Source organism: Mammaliicoccus sp. I-M35 (assembly GCF_022386455.1).
GTDB lineage: Bacteria > Bacillota > Bacilli > Staphylococcales > Staphylococcaceae > Mammaliicoccus > Mammaliicoccus sciuri_A.
Map to the genome: position 1 here is coordinate 271,489 of NZ_JAJNIL010000003.1, position 17,763 is coordinate 289,251.

Below are 17,763 nucleotides of genomic sequence, written 5' to 3' on the forward strand. Positions count from 1 at the left end.
GGACTAACTGTCCCATGCTCTTATTATTTATTTTGCATCTTTTAAATCATCACGTATTGTTCTTTCACTAGGTCTAACGCCCATATAGTAAGCACTTCTTGAAACTAAGTGACCTGCTAATGGTCCTGTTATGAATATAAAGATAATACCAAGTAGTAATTGAACATTGAAATGTCCTTCTTTTGCGATAAAGTATATCAATACACCTAATAAGATAAGCATAACACCTAACGTAGAAGCTTTTCCTGAGGCGTGTGCGCGAGAAAAGACATCTGGTAATCTTAGAATACCTAACGCTGCGAAAAAGCTAAAGCAAGCTCCAATGACCATCATAAAAATTGAGATACTAATAAGAATCGTTTCTATCATTTTCAATGATCTCTCCTTTATCCATAAATTTCGCAAATGCTGCAGTACCTAAGAATGCTAATATACCTATTAATAAAAGTATAACGAATAAATATCTAGTATTAGTTAATACTGAGAATAAAGCTATGATGGCCATTAATGTAATACCCAATGCATCGAGCGCAATGACTCTATCAGCAAGAGTAGGGCCAATAATAACACGAATCAGCATACCAATCATAGAGAGTGCAACGATGATAATCGCGATAATAACGAATATATTTGTCATCGTATGCTCACCTCCTTGATAGCTTTTTCAAATGAATCTTTAATCGCACTCACTTCAGAATCGATATCTGAAAAGTCAATTGAATGAATATAGAGTGTTTTTTTGTCATCTGAAATTGCTACGACGATTGTACCTGGTGTTAAAGTGATTAATTGTGATAATAAACTAATTTCCCAATCTTTATCTAAATCTGTAGGATAAGCGAAAAATGCTGGCTTATTATGGATTTCTTTTTGAATAACTATTCGAATAACATCTATATTCGCTAAAATTAATTCTTTCATGAATATCACTGCTAAAATAAGCGATTTCCAAACAGGACGTAAGTATAAATGTTTGCCTGGAAGAAGCGGTAAGGCTACTAAGACGAACAATATACCAAATAGATAACCAAATACAAATGCACCAAATGTATACGTATCAGAAAGCATCATCCATAATGCAGCTAAAAGAACATTTATGAGTACTTGTATCGCCATTAATAATCGCCTCCTAACGCATTAACATAAGTCTCTGGGTTATAGAATGGTAATGCAGCTTTTTCCACTAATGGATATAAGTAGTCTGCACCAAGACCAAATAGAATAGCTACAATTGTAATGGCAACTGATGCGATCATTAATTTATTAATTGGTAGTTTAGGGTTATAAACATAACCTTTTTCTTCGCCCCAAAATGCCATTAAGAAAATACGCATTACAGAATAGAGTACACATAAACTTGATAAAAGAACGATAATACCACTTATGTAATAACCATTTTCAAATGTAGACATTACGATGATATATTTACCATAGAAACCACTTAATGGTGGTATACCTGCTAACGAAAGGGCAGCTATAAAGTAAATCCAACCAAGAACTGGATAGTGGTTGATTAAACCACTGAACCTTCTTAAATCAGGGGTACCAGTTATTTTAATGATGACACCAATTAATAAGAATAAAGCAGCTTTGATAATCATGTCATGTAACAAGTAGTATATACTTCCCATCATGCCATTTTTATCCATCATAGCAGCACCAATTAAGATAACACCAATCGCGATCATAATGTTATAGATGATAATCTTTTTAACATCGTAATAAGCGATAGCACCGATACAACCCATGATGATTGTTAAAATTGCTAGAACAATTAATGTTTGCGTAATAAATTCACTATTTGTTGAATAGAATAAGCTAAATGTACGCATAATTGCATATGCACCGACTTTAGTTAATAAAGCACCGAATAGCGCGATAATTGGAATTGGTGGTGCATAATAAGCGCCAGGTAACCAGAAATACAGTGGAAACATACCTGCTTTAGTCGCAAATACAAATAGAAACATAATAAATGTAATCACAACGATATTTAAATCTGTTCCTGAAAGTTCAGCGAATTTAACATGTAGATCTCCCATATTTAATGTACCAGTAATTGAGTAAAGCATACCGACACCTAATACAAAGAATGCAGATGTTAATACATTAACGAGTATATATTTAATACTTTCTTGTAGTTGGATTTTAGTACCACCAATAACAAGTAATAAATATGATGACATTAAAAATACTTCGAAAAATACGAATAAGTTAAATAAGTCACCAGTCATAAATGCGCCGTTAACACCTGTTACCATCATTGAAACACCGAAGTAATAAAAATATCTTTCACGATGGAGTCCAATTGATTGGTGAGAGTATATGAGTACGATAAGCGTAATCAATAAACTTACAGTTACGAGTAATGCACTTAACATATCCACGTAAATCACAATACTGTATGGAACTGGCCAGCTACCTAGATTTAAAGTTTGTGTTCCATTCATATATATGTGGTAGAGGTTGTATAAACTCACTAAAAATGCTAACGAGAAACCTGTTAATACTACTTTACGTTTAACATAAGGTCTGTGACCGACAAAAATTAACGTAACGGCCGTTAAAAACGTAATGACAAGAGGTACAATAATCAAATTACTCATCTTTCGGTACCTCCTTCATCTCTTCTAAATTATCAGTTCCTAATTCTTTATAACTTCTAAAAGCTAATACTAAGAAGAATGCTGTAACAGCGAAAGCTATTACGATGGCAGTTAAGATCAATGCTTGTGGTAATGGGTCAACATAGTTCTTAATACCTTCTTCTTCAATTGGTAAGGCACCTTTTTTCAATCCACCCATTGTCAGTAACATTAAATGTACGCCATGGGATAGTAATGTAGTACCAATAATTATCCTAATTAAACTTTTAGAGAGAACTAGGTACACTGATACGGATATAATAATACCTGCAACGAAAATCATTAATATTTCCATTATTCATTCTCTCCAATCGCTAATATGATAGTAATGGCGGTACCCACAACAGCTAGTAATACACCTAAATCAAATAGCATTGCTGTATGCCAATGAACTTCACCAAAGATAGGAAGATGGAATTCTCCAAATTTATGTGTGAAAAATGTTTTGTTGTATGTCCAACTTAAAATTGGTGTTAGAACACAGAAGAACAAACCAGTTGCTGTTACTAATTTAAAGTCAAATGGGAACATTTTCTTTAATGTTTTAGTGTCAAATGCTATACCGATAATAATGACTGCAGATGAAAGTAATAATCCACCTACAAAACCGCCACCTGGTGTATAGTGTCCACCAAAGAAAATAGAAACAGCATACATCATAATAATTAGGAAAATGATAATGGCATTAAACTGAAAGAATACATCATTCGATTGTTTCTTCATGTTCTTCACCTCCATCTTTACCTTTGTCTCTTAATTTAACTAATGTGTAAATACCTAAGCCAGCAATACCTAAAACAGCTGACTCGAATAATGTATCGAATCCACGGAAGTCTACAAGAATAACGTTTACCATGTTTTTCCCAGCGGCTAGATCGTATACATTATCTATATAATATTGAGAAATAGAATCAAAATGTCTATTTCCATATGAAATTAATCCGATTGTGATAACACCAATACCTACACAAATCGAAATAATTAAGTTACCAATTTTAAAGTTTCTATTTTCATCATGTCTACTCATTTTAGGTAAATGGTAGAAACATAGTAAGAATAGGGCAGTCGAAATTGTTTCAATTGATAATTGTGTCAGTGCTAAGTCTGGTGCACCGAAGAATACAAAGAATAAAGCAACTGAATAACCAACTGCTGCTAACATAATGATGCTAAATAGTCTTGATTTAGCTAATACGATACAGAATGTACTCACTAGAATTAAGCCCATTAAAATCACTTCATATGGTCTAATTTCGCTTATATTATCGAATGCAACACTTACAGGATGTGTAAATAACGTAAGTGCAGTCATAATGATAAAGAATGCGAAAATATACATTAAGTATGATCTGATAAATCCAGTCATATAGCTTTGTGTGATTTTGTTTGAGATATAAGAACTTAATTGAATACCTCTGTCGTAATAATAATTAAACGTTAAGTATTCAGGTTGAATACTGTAAATATTGAACCATTTTTCTACTGATTTAAATAATATAAAACCAATAATAAATACGATTAATGTACCTATTAAAGCAGGTGTTATACCGTGCCAATGAGATATATGAACATCAGGCGCATCAGCGAATGGTGCAATTGCTCTTACTGCTGGTGCAATAATACTGTTGCTTAATATATTTGGGAATAAACCAAATAACACAACTAAGAATGTCAAAATACCTGTCGGCAATAACATAAGTAATGGCGCTTCGTGTGGTTTCTTAGGTAATGCTTCAGGTTTGTAATCTCCAAAGAATATTTCATGTACATATTTAAATGAATATACAAACGTAAAGATACTACCAACAATCGCAACGATAGGTAGTAAGTAACCAAGTGTTGATAAACCAAATACATCAGCTTGATGACTATCAAACATTGCTGTTAAGAACATTTCTTTAGATAAGAAACCATTAAATGGTGGAACACCCGCCATACTTAAAGCAGTAATAATTGTGAATGTACAAGAAATTGGCATGATGGTCATTAAACCGCCCAATTTCTTAATGTCTCTTGTACCAACTTCATGATCGATTGTTCCCGTAATCATGAATAACGCACCTTTAAATGTTGCGTGGTTAATTAAATGGAATACTGCAGCGATAATACTAGCTAAGAATAACTGACTTTCTTCACCAGAATAATGATAACTGACAGCACCGATTCCAAGCATGGACATAATCATACCGAGCTGTGAAACTGTTGAGAATGCTAAAATACCTTTTAAATCTTGTTGTTTAACAGCATTAAATGATGCCCAGAACAATGTGATTAATCCGACAGCAGTTACCGCCCAAACAAATCCAGCACTTGCTGCAAAAATTGGCGTTGTACGAGCAACTAAATATATACCTGCTTTAACCATTGTTGCTGAGTGCAAATACGCACTGACTGGTGTAGGTGCTTCCATTGCATCTGGTAACCAAATGTGAAATGGAAATTGTGCAGATTTAGTCATAGCACCAATTAAAATTAAAATCATTGCAAAAATAAAGTAAGGTGAACTTTGAATTTCAGCGGCATTTTGTACTAAAGAGGTAATACTCCATGAATTACCTGCAATTGCGATACAAATAAATCCACCTAGTAACATTAAGCCACCGAACACTGTAATTAATAATGACTTTTGTGCGCCGTATATTGACGATTGTTTATGGCGCCAATAAGCGATAAGTAAGAAACTTGAAATAGATGTTAATTCCCAGAATAGGTAAAGCATTAATAGGTTATCTGATAATACAACACCTAACATAGCTCCCATAAACATAAGTAAATAACAATAAAAATTACCGAGTGATTCATTTTTACTTAAATATGTAATGGAATATAAAACAACGAGCGCACCAATCCCTGTAATTAAAGATGCGAATAATAAACTTAGTCCGTCTAAATGAACGGAGAAGTTCATACCTAATCTAGGCATGAAATCCCATATTACAATGAATGGTTTATCCGAATCTGGAACATTTATGTATGACATAAAATAACTAAATATAATAATCGGAATAGGTAGTACAAACCATCCTAGATGTATACCTTTATAAAATCTGTATAAAATTGGTATTATGATTACAAAAATTAAAGGTAACAAAATCATAATATGCATCAAACTCATTTAATAACCTCCTTCCAAAAATCTTATAAATATTATTATACACAATAAAGTTAATGCTTGAAAATACTATCAAGTCAATCTTTCAGAATTTTTAGGTTATTTTTAAATATGAAGAAACACGTTAAAAATTTATTAAAAATTTTTTAGTTTTGCTAAAAATTCGCCTTGTATTGACGTGAATAATCTATTTTTAATTGTTCAATACACTTTAAAGCTTGTTCACTATAAGCATTATTTCTTTTAATCATTTTTTCTTCAAGTTCAGCTAATGATGTTTTTAATGAATCAATATAGTTCGGAACATCGTGCGGATAGTCTTTTAAAAACTGTGCAGTTGTATATCTTTTTTCGAATTGACTTAAAGCTTTTCTTTCATGGAAAAAGACATTTTCAACTTCATTTGGACTATGTAAATCTCCTTGTCTAGGATGTTTGAGAACAGCTAATACTTTAACGAGAAACTGGTCTCCTTTTTCTTCAACTATTTCTACGACATATTGACCTGTTTTGTGTGGAAATTGATAATACATGTTGATATCCCCTTTCTAAAAAATTATGTTATGATATCACTATTGTAATTATTTTAACATGAATGGAGAATATTAAATGACAAACTATCCTCAATTAACAACTGAAATATTAGAAGGTGAAAGAGTTGTAGAAATTAAAACAACTAAAGGAAACATGACATTCAAGTTATTTCCTGAATTAGCACCTAAAACTGTTGAAAACTTCATCGGTTTAGCTGAGAAAAAATATTATGATGGCATCATTTTCCACAGAGTTATCAACGACTTCATGGTTCAAGGTGGAGACCCAACTGGTACAGGTATGGGTGGCGAAAGTATTTATGGAAGTGCTTTTGAAGATGAATTCTCATTACAAGCATTTAACTTATACGGTGCGTTATCTATGGCTAATGCTGGACCAAATACAAACGGTTCACAATTTTTCATTGTTCAAATGAAAGAAGTACCAGCAAATATGTTATCTCAACTTAAAGATGGTGGTTGGCCTAAAGAAATCGTTGATCGCTATGCAGAAAAAGGTGGTACACCTTGGTTAGACCAAAAACACTCAGTATTTGGTCAAATTGTTGAAGGTGAATCAGTTCTTGAAGAGATTGCTAATGTTAAAGTTGGCGCTAACGATAAACCAGTTGAAGATGTAGTAATTGAAACAATTGAAATTATAAAATAAATCGACATTCAATTGTCATAAAAAAATCAATGCATTCGACTCAATCTTTGGTATAATTTAGTTGCTAAGGGAGTGGTCGGCTTATGATGGAATTTCTTTATTTTCCAGATAATAAATTAGAATATATTCCTGCTGTTGCTACGTTGATATTATTTATGATTTTGGCGTATATCGTATTTATGATGTTCCGTAAAAAATCTAAAAAAGACGAAGAAAAAATGAAATCATTTGAAAAACAAGTAATGGATCATTTAGAGCAAGAGGAGAAAAAGAACAATAAGAAGTAAATAAAGCATTCCAAACGAATACTATATATAGGAAGAGACTGAGACATATGTATGTCGAAGTCTCTTTTATATTTTGAGTTAAGGGGTGGGCGCTAACGATCAAGACTCAAAAACAAGATCGTTAGCGCAGAAAAAAATCCAAAAATAGAGCAAAAACGAGGCGCTAACGCTCAAGAAACAGAAACAAGATCGTTAGCGCCCAGCATATCATACAAAATCCCCATACAAATCCTCCAACACATAAAGAATCTTTAATCTATTTTCTCCATAGAATACTTATTTCTTAATCTAATAATAAATTCATGAATTTATAGATGATTTATATTTATGCATAATATTTTCAGAATTATATATCAAATTAATGGTTTAATAAAAATAACTATGCTATGATGAAATAGTTAATAACTTCAAGTACAAGGGGTTTTCTAAAAGTGAGAAAACAATATAAAATTGGTCAGTTTGTAAAGGTAAAAGTGACTGGCATTCAGCCATATGGCGCCTTTGTTGAAACCCCTGATCATGTGGAAGGTCTCATTCATATTTCTGAAGTGATGAATGATTACGTGCACAACCTTAATCAATTTCTTAATGTTGGCCAGATAGTAAAAGCTAAAATAATTAAAGTTGAAGCGGATGGCAAGTTGAATTTATCACTTAAAGATAATGAATATTTCAAAAGACAAGAACGTAAGAAAGAAAAGCGCTCAGTTCTAGATGAAATTAGAGAGACAGAAAAATACGGGTTTCAACCTTTGGAAGAAAGGTTGCCTAAGTGGATTAAACAATCAAATAAACATTTTGAAGACGAATAAATGATCTATCGTCTTTACAAGCCGGATATCTTACATGATAATCCGGCTTTTTTTATACGAAAAATCACTTCATTGAATGAACATTTAAACGGCTTTTTGAATATTTATTTGAAGTAAATTTACAACTTATTTTTATTGTAAAAATTCAGAAAAAAATAGCTTGAAGTAATCTATAAAAGTGTGTCATTATAGGGATGTAAGGGGTTTCTTAATACCCCGTATAAACATAGGGAGGTTTACTTTAATGATTCCATACAAACACGAACCATTTACTGATTTTACGAAAGAGGAGAATAAGGCTGCTTATTTAGAAGGTCTTAAAACAGTTGAAGGATATTTAGGAAAAGAGTATCCAATTATTGTTGGAGGCGAACGTATTTTTACAGAAGATAAAACACGTTCATATAACCCTTCAAATATTGAAGAAACAGTAGGATTAGTTTCTAAAGCAAGCAAAGAACATGCTGAAAAAGCAATGGAAGCTGCTAAAGAAGCCTTTAAAACATGGAGAGATACTGATCCAAGTGTCCGTGCTGACGTTTTATTCAGAGCAGCAGCAATTACGAGACGTCGTAAACACGAATTCTCAGCTTTACTTTCTAAAGAAGGTGGTAAACCATGGAAAGAAGCAGATGCAGATACTGCTGAAGCAATCGACTTTATGGAATACTATGCACGTCAAATGCTTGAATTAAAAGACGGTAAAAAAGTAGAAAGTCGTCCAGGAGAATATAATAAATATAATTATTTACCAGTTGGTGTAAGTGTTGTTATTTCACCATGGAACTTCGCATTTGCGATCATGGCTGGTACAACTGTAGCACCAGTGGTAACAGGAAACACTGTGTTATTAAAACCATCATCTAAAACGCCAGTTATCGCTTATAAATTTATGGAAGTTTTAGAAGAAGCAGGTTTACCAAAAGGGGTGGTAAACTATATTCCAGGTTCATCAAGTGAAATCGGTGATTATTTAATTGATCATAAAGATACAAGTCTTATTTCATTTACTGGTTCTCGTGATGTAGGTGTTTCTATTTACGAAAGAGCTGCAAAAGTTCAAAAAGGCCAAACACACCTTAAACGCGTTATTGCTGAAATGGGCGGTAAAGATACAATTATCGTTGATTCAGAAGGCGACTTAGATTTAGCAGCTGATTCAATTGTACAATCAGCATTTGGATTCTCAGGTCAAAAATGTTCAGCATGTTCACGTGTCATTGCAGTTGAAGATATTTATGATGAATTATTAGACAAAGTAGTTGAACGTACAGAAAAATTAACTGTCGGTGATTCAACTGATCAAGCTAATTATATGGGTCCAGTAATTGACGAAAACTCATTAAACAAAATTAAAAAATATATCGAAATCGGTAAAAAAGAAGGCCGTATTGTAGCAGGTGGTACAACTGACGAAGAAAAAGGACATTTCGTTAACCCAACTGTTATTGCTGATTTAAAACATGACGACAGAGTAATGCAAGAAGAAATCTTCGGACCAGTTGTTGGTTTCAGCAAAGCAAAAGATTTTGATCAAGCAATTGAATTTGCAAATGATACAGAATACGGTTTAACAGGTGGCGTTATTACAAATAACCGCTCTAAATTAGAACAAGCACGTAGAGACTTTATGGTAGGTAACTTATACTTCAATAGAGGATGTACAGGTGCAATTGTAGGTTACCAACCATTTGGTGGCTTTAAAATGTCAGGTACAGATTCTAAAGCAGGTGGACCAGATTACTTAGTACTTCACTTACAAGGACGTACTACTTCAGAAATGTTATAATATTGTTGAAATAATAAAAATACAGTAGGGCGTATACATGCTCTACTGTTTTAATGGGAGGAGATTTAATATGACAAAGTCACAAGAAATCATTGAACAAACAAATACATTTGGTGCGCCGAACTATTTGCCATTACCAATTGTAATTTCAGAAGCGGAAGGTATTTGGGTTAAAGATCCAGAGGGCAATCGCTATTTAGATATGTTATCTGCTTATTCTGCAGTTAACCAAGGTCATCGTCATCCGAAAATTATCCAAGCATTAAAAGATCAAGCAGATCGTGTAACACTTACTTCACGTGCATTCCACAGTGACCAATTAGGTCCTTGGTATGAAAAAATTTGTAAACTTGCAAATAAAGAAATGGTATTACCAATGAACACAGGTGCAGAAGCTGTTGAAACAGCTATTAAAGCTGCAAGACGTTGGGCATATGATGTGAAAGGCGTAGAAGATAACAAAGCAGAAATCATTGCGATGAATGGTAACTTCCATGGTCGTACAATGGCTGCAGTTTCACTTTCTTCAGAAAAAGAATACCAAAGAGGTTACGGTCCATTATTAGGTGGATTCAAACTTGTTGATTTCGGTGATATCGAACAAATTAAATCTGCTATTACACCAAATACAGCAGCCGTATTAATTGAACCTATTCAAGGTGAAGCGGGTATTAATGTACCTGAAGACGGTTATTTAAAACAAATTAGAGAAGTTTGTGATGAAAACAATGTATTATTCATTGCAGATGAAATTCAAGCTGGTCTTGGTAGAACAGGTAAATTATTCGCAACAGATTGGGATAATGTTCAACCAGATATGTATATCTTAGGTAAAGCATTAGGTGGAGGCGTATTCCCAATTTCATGTATCGTTGGTAATAAAGAAATTCTAGAAGTATTTAACCCAGGTTCACACGGTTCTACTTTTGGTGGTAACCCTCTAGCATGTGCGGTATCTGTTGCAGCATTAGATGTACTAATTGATGAAAAATTATCTGAGCGTTCTTTAGAATTAGGAACTTATTTCAAAGAAGAATTACAAAAAATTGATCATCCATCAATCAAAGAAGTAAGAGGTAAAGGTTTATTCATCGGTATCGAATTAACTGAAGATGCAAGACCATATTGTGAAAAATTAAAAGAATTAGGTCTGTTATGTAAAGAAACACACGATACAGTTATTCGTTTTGCACCACCACTTATTATCGAAAAAGAAGATTTAGATTGGGCACTTGATCAAGTTAAGTCTGTTTTTAAATAAAAAATCTGATAACGTTTACAAAAAAACGTTTAAGACCTTTTAAAAATAATCAATTATGTTACAATTATTTAGAGATTAAAAGTATTTAAAAAAGAGGCGAAGAGGATCATGAGCGAAAATTTAAATTTAGTTTCATCGACACAAGAAATTATTGGTGAAGCCCTTAATAAATTAGGTTTTGACGAGGGAATGTACGATTTAATTAAAGAACCAATGAGATTATTAACAGTGCGTATACCTGTTAGAATGGATGACGGTTCTGTTAAGACATTTACTGGTTATCGTGCACAACATAATGATGCAGTTGGACCAACTAAAGGTGGGGTTCGTTTCCACCCAGATGTTGATGTCGAAGAAGTAACAGCATTATCTATGTGGATGACGTTAAAATGTGGAATTGTAGATTTACCATATGGTGGTGGTAAAGGTGGTATTGTCTGTGACCCAAGACAAATGAGTATTCATGAAGTAGAAAGATTATCTCGTGGATATGTTCGTGCTATTTCTCAAATAGTAGGTCCTACAAAAGACATTCCAGCACCAGACGTATTTACAAACTCACAAATTATGGCTTGGATGATGGATGAATATAGTCAAATGGATGAATTCAATTCTCCAGGATTTATTACTGGTAAACCTATTGTTTTAGGTGGTTCTCAAGGTAGAGATCGTTCTACTGCATTAGGTGTTGTTATTGCAATTGAAGAAGCAGCTAAGAGACGTGGAAAAACAATCGAAGGTTCAAGAGTCGTTATTCAAGGATTTGGTAACGCAGGAAGCTTTTTAGCGAAATTCTTATATGATCAAGGCGCTAAAATTGTAGGTATTTCAGATGCTTACGGTGCACTTCATGATCCTGAAGGTTTAGATATCGATTATTTATTAGATCGTCGTGATAGCTTCGGAACAGTTACAAATCTATTTGATGATACAATTTCTAATAAAGAGTTATTCGAAATTGATTGTGATATCCTTGTTCCAGCAGCGATTTCAAATCAAATTACAGAAGAAAATGCTAATGATATTAAAGCTGAAATTGTAGTAGAAGCAGCTAATGGTCCAACTACAATGGCAGCAACTAAAATATTAAGTGAGCGTGGCGTTCTTCTTGTACCAGACGTACTAGCAAGTGCTGGTGGCGTAACAGTATCTTACTTCGAGTGGGTACAAAATAACCAAGGTTATTACTGGACTGAAGAAGAAGTTAACGAAAAACTACGTGAAAAATTAGTTAAAGCTTTTGATACAATTTACAACTTATCAGAAAACAGAAAAATAGATATGAGATTAGCAGCTTATATTGTAGGTATTAAACGTACAGCTGAAGCGGCTAGATATAGAGGATGGGCATAAGCCTTAACCAATAAAAAACACACCATTTTGAATGGTGTGTTTTTTTGATTATATGAGTTCTTTAGCGACATTAATTTGATGTTGTACGGACTCTTGACCTGTTGAACCATAACTTTTTCTACGGTTTAAACAGTTTTCAGGTTTCAAGTAATCATATACATTTTCTTGTATACGTTCGTTATAAGATTGATATTGTTCTAATGGCACATCTAATAAATATTTACCGTTTTGAATGCACCATAAGACGATTTTACCTACGATCTCATGTGCTTCTCTGAAAGGTATATTTTGTTCTACTAAATAATCAGCTAGCTCAGTAGCATTAGAAAAATCTTTATGGACTGTTTCGTTTAAACGCTCTTTATTCACTTGCATAGTAGAAATCATACCTTCGAAAATACGTAATGAGCCTTTAATCGTATGAATGGCATCAAACAGACCTTCTTTATCTTCTTGCATATCTTTATTATATGCTAGTGGCAAGCCTTTTAAAGTAACGAGCATACTCATTAAATGACCCGTTGTTCGGCCTACTTTTCCTCTAATCAATTCTGCCATATCAGGATTTTTCTTCTGTGGCATAATCGATGATCCAGTAGAGAAACTATCTGATAATGTAACGAATTTAGCTTCATCAGTAGACCAGAAAATAATTTCTTCTGCAAATCTCGAAAGGTGAACCATCGTTAATGAAATATTATGCAATGTTTCAACGATATAATCACGGTCACTAACTGCATCAAGACTATTTTCATATAAACTACTAAAGTTTAAAAGTTCTTGTGTACGATGTCTATCAATAGGGTGCGTTGTACCGCTTAAAGCTGCAGCACCTAGTGGACTGATGTCGATTCTTTTTAAACTATCATTAAATCTCGATTTATCACGCTCTAACATCCAGAAATAAGTCATGATATGATGCGCGAAAGAAATAGGTTGCGCTCTTTGTAAGTGCGTGTAACCGGGCATGATAGTATGCACATGTTCATCAGCAATAACAAGTATTGATTTTTGAAGAGACTCTATAAGTGTGAAAATCTCTTGAACATGTTGTTTTGTATAAAGGTGCATATCCGTTGCAACTTGGTCATTTCTACTTCTACCAGTATGCAATTTACCGCCAACTTGACCAATCTTCTGAATTAAAGCATGTTCAATATTTAAATGAATATCTTCTAGTGATTCAGAAAGCTCAAGATTACCGTTATAATAGTCGGCTTGAATATCTTTTAAACCTTGAATAATTTGATTTGCTTCTTCTGTTTTGATGATATTTTGCTCCGCTAACATTGTTGCATGTGCAATACTACCTTGAATATCTTGATCAATTAAATTTTTATCAAAATGGATAGATGCATTAAATGCATCTACCCATGATTCAGGGTTAGACTCGAATCTTCCACCCCATGCTTTTTTTGTCATTTTAAAACACCCTCTGTTTCTAATAATGCTTTAACCTTAGTAGGTAAACCGAAGATTTCAATGAATCCAACAGCTGCTTCTTGGTTAAATGCGTCTTCTTTAGTATACGTAGCAAGTGCTTCATTGTATAAACTAAATGGAGATTTACGTCCATTAACGATTACATTTCCTTTAAATAGTTTAACACGAACTGTACCTGTTACTTGAGTTTGTGTAGAATCGATAAATTGTTTTAAGCTATCTGTTAATGGAGAGAACCATAATCCATTATAGATTTGTTCAGCTAATTGTTTTTCGATTACTGGTTTAAAGTGTGCAACGTCTTTAGTTAAAGTAATCGTTTCTAACGCTTTATGTGCTTCCATTATAACCTTTGCACCCGGTGTTTCATAGACTTCACGTGATTTAATACCAACTAAACGGTTTTCTACGTGATCGATTCTACCGATACCGTGTAAACCAGCAATTTCATTAAGTTGTAAAATTAATTCATCTAACGGATATGATTTATTATTGATTGAAATAGGTAAACCTTTTTCAAATACAATTTCAAGTTCTTCTGGTGTATCAGGTGTTTCTTCTATTGGTTTCGTTAAATCATATGCATCTTCTGGTGGTGTCGCAAATGGATCTTCAAGAATACCACACTCATTACTACGACCCCATAAATTTTGGTCAATTGAATATGGAGAATCTAAATTGATAGGAATTGGAATGTTATGTTTTTTAGCATAATCAATTTCTTCCTCACGACTCCAAGACCATTCACGTACTGGCGCTAATACTTCAATATGAGGTGCTAATGCTTTAATAGCTACTTCAAAACGTACTTGGTCATTCCCTTTACCAGTACAGCCATGTGCTATTGCAATCGCATCTTCTTCTTGCGCGATTTCAACTAATTTCTTAGAGATAAGTGGTCTACTTAATGCAGAAACAAGTGGATAACTTCCTTCATACATTGTATTCCCTTTAATTGCATATCCAACAAAATCTTCACTGAATTCTTTAGTTGCGTCTATTACATATGATTTTTCTGCACCCATATCATATGCTTTTTGTTTTACTAGTTCTAAATCTTTACCTTCACCAACATCTAAACAACATGCAATTACTGTATATCCTTTTTCAATTAGCCATTTTACTGCAACACTCGTATCTAATCCACCTGAGTATGCCAATACAACTTTGTTAGTCATTAAAAAAACCTCGCTTTTGTATTAATATTTAATATCTTGTATATTTAATCGATAAACATACAATATCATATTAGGAATGAATGTTCAATAGTTATTTTAAATATTTATGCACTTAAAAGTATATCGTTGCATTTCGATTGAAAGCCTATGAAAACTAGAGTAAAATAAAGACGTTGTTGAAATTAAATATAGATTACATAGGAGGATATTATGTCACATATTCAATTTGATTATAAAAAAGCTTTAACATTTTTTGGTGAACATGAGTTAGAACAATCACGTGATCTAGTAAAAAATATACATCATGTTATACATGAAAAGACTGGAGCAGGTAGCGACTTTTTAGGATGGGTTGACCTTCCTGTAGATTATGACAAAGAAGAGTTCGATAGAATTCTAGCTGCTTCTAAACGTATCAAAGAACAATCTGAAGTATTACTTGTAATTGGTATTGGTGGTTCATATTTAGGTGCTCGTGCAGCAGTTGAAATGTTAAATTCTACATTTGCTAATTATGAAAAAGGTGAAAATCCTCAAATTATATTTGTAGGTCATCATTTATCTTCATCTTATGTACATGATTTAATTGAGTATATAGATGGTAAAGATTTCTCTATTAATGTTATTTCTAAATCAGGTACAACGACTGAACCTGCAGTAGCATTTAGAATCTTTAAGAAAATTTTAGAAGAAAAATACGGTAAAGAAGAAGCTAAAAACCGTATCTTTGCTACAACTGATAAAGAAAAAGGTGCTTTAAAAGATTTAGCAACTGGTGAAGGATATGAAACATTTGTCGTACCAGATGATGTCGGTGGTAGATATTCAGTATTAACAGCAGTTGGATTATTACCAATCGCAGCAAGTGGTATTGATATTCAAGATATGATGAAAGGTGCTGCAGCTGCACGTGAAGATTTATCATCTTCAGAACTTGATGACAATATTGCATATCAATATGCAGCAATTCGTAATATCTTATATGCAAAAGGATATTCAACAGAAATGTTAATCAACTATGAACCAGCTTTACAATACTTCAGTGAATGGTGGAAACAGTTATTCGGTGAATCTGAAGGTAAAGACTTCAAAGGTATTTATCCATCAAGTGCAAACTTCACTTCTGACTTACATTCACTTGGTCAATATGTACAAGAAGGCCGTCGTTTCTTATTTGAAACAGTTGTAAAAGTTGAAAATCCTAAACATGATATTACAATTGAAGAAGACAAAGACGATTTAGACGGTTTAAACTTCTTAGCAGGTGAAACAGTTGACTTCGTTAATACGAAAGCATTCCAAGGAACATTATTAGCACATACAGATGGTGGCGTACCAAACTTAGTTGTTAAAGTTCCTCAATTAGATGCATATACATTCGGTTATGTTGTATACTTCTTCGAATTAGCATGTGCAATGAGTGGTTATATGTTAGGTGTGAATCCATTTAACCAACCGGGTGTTGAAGCATATAAACAAAATATGTTCGCATTACTTGGTAAACCAGGATTCGAAGACTTGAAAAAAGAATTAGAAGATAGACTATAATATGAAACGTATTTTAGAAAAAAGTCCCCAAATTTAATTTGGAGGACTTTTTTTATTTTGGATTTGAATTTTTTGAAGAAATGAGTGGTATTTTATGAAAATACGTAAAAATTTATTTTTAGCTTATATTGATGCATTGCAAAATAGGATAGATGTGTTACCTGAAAATGTAGATGAACAATACCAAGTCACAAAACAAGGGTACGAAGGTGAAAAAGCATTCGCTCAAATACTTGAAAGTTATGGGGCAGAATGGTGGCTATATGATTTGCAGATTAAAAATTTTAACCATATTCAACTTGATTTTGTAGTCATAACTGACGATGCTATTATTCAATTTGAAATTAAAAATTATACAGGTGACTATTATTATGATCAGCACAAATTATTTAGAAGTACAGGTTTTGTATCTAAAGATCTTATTAATCAATATGAAGTCGCTCAAGAAGGCTTAAAAAGAATCGTTGAGAAATATAAATTAAAACGCAAAGTAGAAAGCTATGTTGTTTTTATACATCCAACATTCACGTTACATGGTGATTTACGATCTCGAATGAACATTATTTTAAAAAGTGAGATACATAAAATAAAAGACATGGTATCACAAAACTTTAAATATGAAGAAAATAAATGGATATACTGCAAACTAAAAAGCCTACACGAACCATTTTTAAATACAAATCAAATACCAAATTTGAATATAGACTATAAAGATTTAAAAGGAGGCGTACGATGTACAAACTGTCGAAAGTTGATTCGAGTAGATGAATTATTTAATAAACGAAAATATTTAAAATGTCACCATTGTAAGAAAGAATTGAATAGAGCGAATATTATTATTCAATCATTAGAAGAATTATATTTATTAAAAGGCGCACCATTTTCAGTAAAAGAAGCAGAAATGTGGACGGGGGTCTCAAATAGCGCGATTAAAAGAATACTATATAAAAATTTCAAAAGAGTTGGTAAAGCAAAATCAACGAAATATATGTCTAATGAATAAATAGCGACCCGAAAATGCAATTTCCAGGCCGATAAATAAAAATAGCGACCCGAAAACGAGATTAACAGGCCGATAAAAAAAAATAGCGCCCCGAAACCCAGATTAGCAGCCCCATAAATAAAAATCTGG

18 protein-coding genes are annotated in these 17,763 nt (G+C 33.0%); 8 read left to right on the plus strand and 10 right to left on the minus strand.

What is annotated here, in order from left to right; all coding sequences use genetic code 11:
• Nucleotides 1–27: 27 nt before the first annotated feature.
• The 8 genes from mnhG to kapB form a co-directional block, all read right to left on the minus strand.
• Nucleotides 28–369, minus strand: coding sequence for a monovalent cation/H(+) antiporter subunit G (mnhG, locus tag LQ679_RS05675; RefSeq protein WP_025904690.1), 342 nt, complete (start codon nucleotides 367–369; stop codon nucleotides 28–30).
• Nucleotides 347–637 (minus strand): Na(+)/H(+) antiporter subunit F1, encoded by a 291-nt coding sequence (locus LQ679_RS05680; protein WP_025904691.1) that lies wholly within the window; start codon nucleotides 635–637, stop codon nucleotides 347–349. The genes mnhG and LQ679_RS05680 overlap by 23 nt, the downstream gene beginning before the upstream one ends.
• Nucleotides 634–1,116, minus strand: a complete 483-nt coding sequence (locus LQ679_RS05685) for a Na+/H+ antiporter subunit E (protein WP_025904692.1) — start codon at nucleotides 1,114–1,116, stop codon at nucleotides 634–636. The genes LQ679_RS05680 and LQ679_RS05685 overlap by 4 nt, the downstream gene beginning before the upstream one ends.
• The gene (locus LQ679_RS05690; protein ID WP_037588849.1) at nucleotides 1,116–2,606 is read right to left on the minus strand and encodes a Na+/H+ antiporter subunit D; all 1,491 of its coding nucleotides are present in this window, start codon (nucleotides 2,604–2,606) and stop codon (nucleotides 1,116–1,118) included. The genes LQ679_RS05685 and LQ679_RS05690 overlap by 1 nt, the downstream gene beginning before the upstream one ends.
• Nucleotides 2,599–2,940 carry a Na(+)/H(+) antiporter subunit C gene (locus tag LQ679_RS05695; RefSeq protein ID WP_025904694.1) on the minus strand — a complete coding sequence of 114 codons (342 nt, stop codon included), beginning with the start codon at nucleotides 2,938–2,940 and terminating at the stop codon, nucleotides 2,599–2,601. The genes LQ679_RS05690 and LQ679_RS05695 overlap by 8 nt, the downstream gene beginning before the upstream one ends.
• A complete protein-coding gene (locus LQ679_RS05700; RefSeq protein ID WP_025904695.1) occupies nucleotides 2,940–3,368 on the minus strand; it encodes a Na(+)/H(+) antiporter subunit B in 429 nt (142 codons plus the stop codon). Before LQ679_RS05700 ends, LQ679_RS05695 begins: the two co-directional genes overlap by 1 nt.
• Nucleotides 3,349–5,760 (minus strand): Na+/H+ antiporter subunit A, encoded by a 2,412-nt coding sequence (locus tag LQ679_RS05705; protein WP_239762238.1) that lies wholly within the window; start codon nucleotides 5,758–5,760, stop codon nucleotides 3,349–3,351. The genes LQ679_RS05700 and LQ679_RS05705 overlap by 20 nt, the downstream gene beginning before the upstream one ends.
• 152 nt (nucleotides 5,761–5,912) lie before the next feature.
• Nucleotides 5,913–6,290 carry a sporulation phosphorelay system protein KapB gene (gene kapB, locus LQ679_RS05710; RefSeq protein ID WP_037588851.1) on the minus strand — a complete coding sequence of 126 codons (378 nt, stop codon included), beginning with the start codon at nucleotides 6,288–6,290 and terminating at the stop codon, nucleotides 5,913–5,915.
• Between the two features lie 76 nt (nucleotides 6,291–6,366).
• Here kapB and LQ679_RS05715 point away from each other — a divergent pair, with 76 nt between their 5' ends.
• The 6 genes from LQ679_RS05715 (at nucleotide 6,367) to LQ679_RS05740 (ending at nucleotide 12,462) form a co-directional block, all read left to right on the plus strand.
• Nucleotides 6,367–6,960, plus strand: a complete 594-nt coding sequence (locus LQ679_RS05715) for a peptidylprolyl isomerase (RefSeq protein WP_239762239.1) — start codon at nucleotides 6,367–6,369, stop codon at nucleotides 6,958–6,960.
• Nucleotides 6,961–7,043: 83 nt separating this feature from the next.
• Complete coding sequence (locus LQ679_RS05720; RefSeq protein ID WP_025904699.1) at nucleotides 7,044–7,247, plus strand: hypothetical protein; 204 nt, start codon at nucleotides 7,044–7,046, stop codon at nucleotides 7,245–7,247.
• 431 nt (nucleotides 7,248–7,678) lie between these two features.
• A complete protein-coding gene (ygs, locus tag LQ679_RS05725) occupies nucleotides 7,679–8,059 on the plus strand; it encodes a S1 domain-containing post-transcriptional regulator Ygs (RefSeq protein ID WP_204188810.1) in 381 nt (126 codons plus the stop codon).
• A 244-nt stretch (nucleotides 8,060–8,303) separates the two neighbouring features.
• A complete protein-coding gene (gene pruA / locus LQ679_RS05730; protein WP_058591479.1) occupies nucleotides 8,304–9,848 on the plus strand; it encodes an L-glutamate gamma-semialdehyde dehydrogenase in 1,545 nt (514 codons plus the stop codon).
• 70 nt (nucleotides 9,849–9,918) lie between these two features.
• Entirely contained in the window at nucleotides 9,919–11,109 is a 1,191-nt protein-coding gene (locus tag LQ679_RS05735) for an ornithine--oxo-acid transaminase (protein ID WP_025904702.1), read from the plus strand.
• Between the two features lie 108 nt (nucleotides 11,110–11,217).
• Nucleotides 11,218–12,462 (plus strand): Glu/Leu/Phe/Val family dehydrogenase, encoded by a 1,245-nt coding sequence (locus LQ679_RS05740; protein ID WP_025904703.1) that lies wholly within the window; start codon nucleotides 11,218–11,220, stop codon nucleotides 12,460–12,462.
• A 48-nt stretch (nucleotides 12,463–12,510) separates the two neighbouring features.
• Here the strand turns inward: LQ679_RS05740 and argH are convergent, their stop codons facing one another.
• The gene (argH, locus tag LQ679_RS05745) at nucleotides 12,511–13,884 is read right to left on the minus strand and encodes an argininosuccinate lyase (RefSeq protein ID WP_204188809.1); all 1,374 of its coding nucleotides are present in this window, start codon (nucleotides 13,882–13,884) and stop codon (nucleotides 12,511–12,513) included.
• Nucleotides 13,881–15,083: an argininosuccinate synthase gene (locus LQ679_RS05750; protein ID WP_025904705.1), complete on the minus strand. Its 1,203-nt coding sequence runs from the start codon at nucleotides 15,081–15,083 to the stop codon at nucleotides 13,881–13,883. The genes argH and LQ679_RS05750 overlap by 4 nt, the downstream gene beginning before the upstream one ends.
• Before the next feature lie 210 nt (nucleotides 15,084–15,293).
• Here LQ679_RS05750 and LQ679_RS05755 point away from each other — a divergent pair, with 210 nt between their 5' ends.
• Both LQ679_RS05755 and LQ679_RS05760 read left to right on the plus strand, forming a co-directional pair.
• Complete coding sequence (locus tag LQ679_RS05755) at nucleotides 15,294–16,631, plus strand: glucose-6-phosphate isomerase (protein WP_037588854.1); 1,338 nt, start codon at nucleotides 15,294–15,296, stop codon at nucleotides 16,629–16,631.
• 94 nt (nucleotides 16,632–16,725) lie between these two features.
• Nucleotides 16,726–17,634 (plus strand): nuclease-related domain-containing protein, encoded by a 909-nt coding sequence (locus LQ679_RS05760; protein WP_239762240.1) that lies wholly within the window; start codon nucleotides 16,726–16,728, stop codon nucleotides 17,632–17,634.
• Nucleotides 17,635–17,763 lie beyond the last annotated feature (129 nt).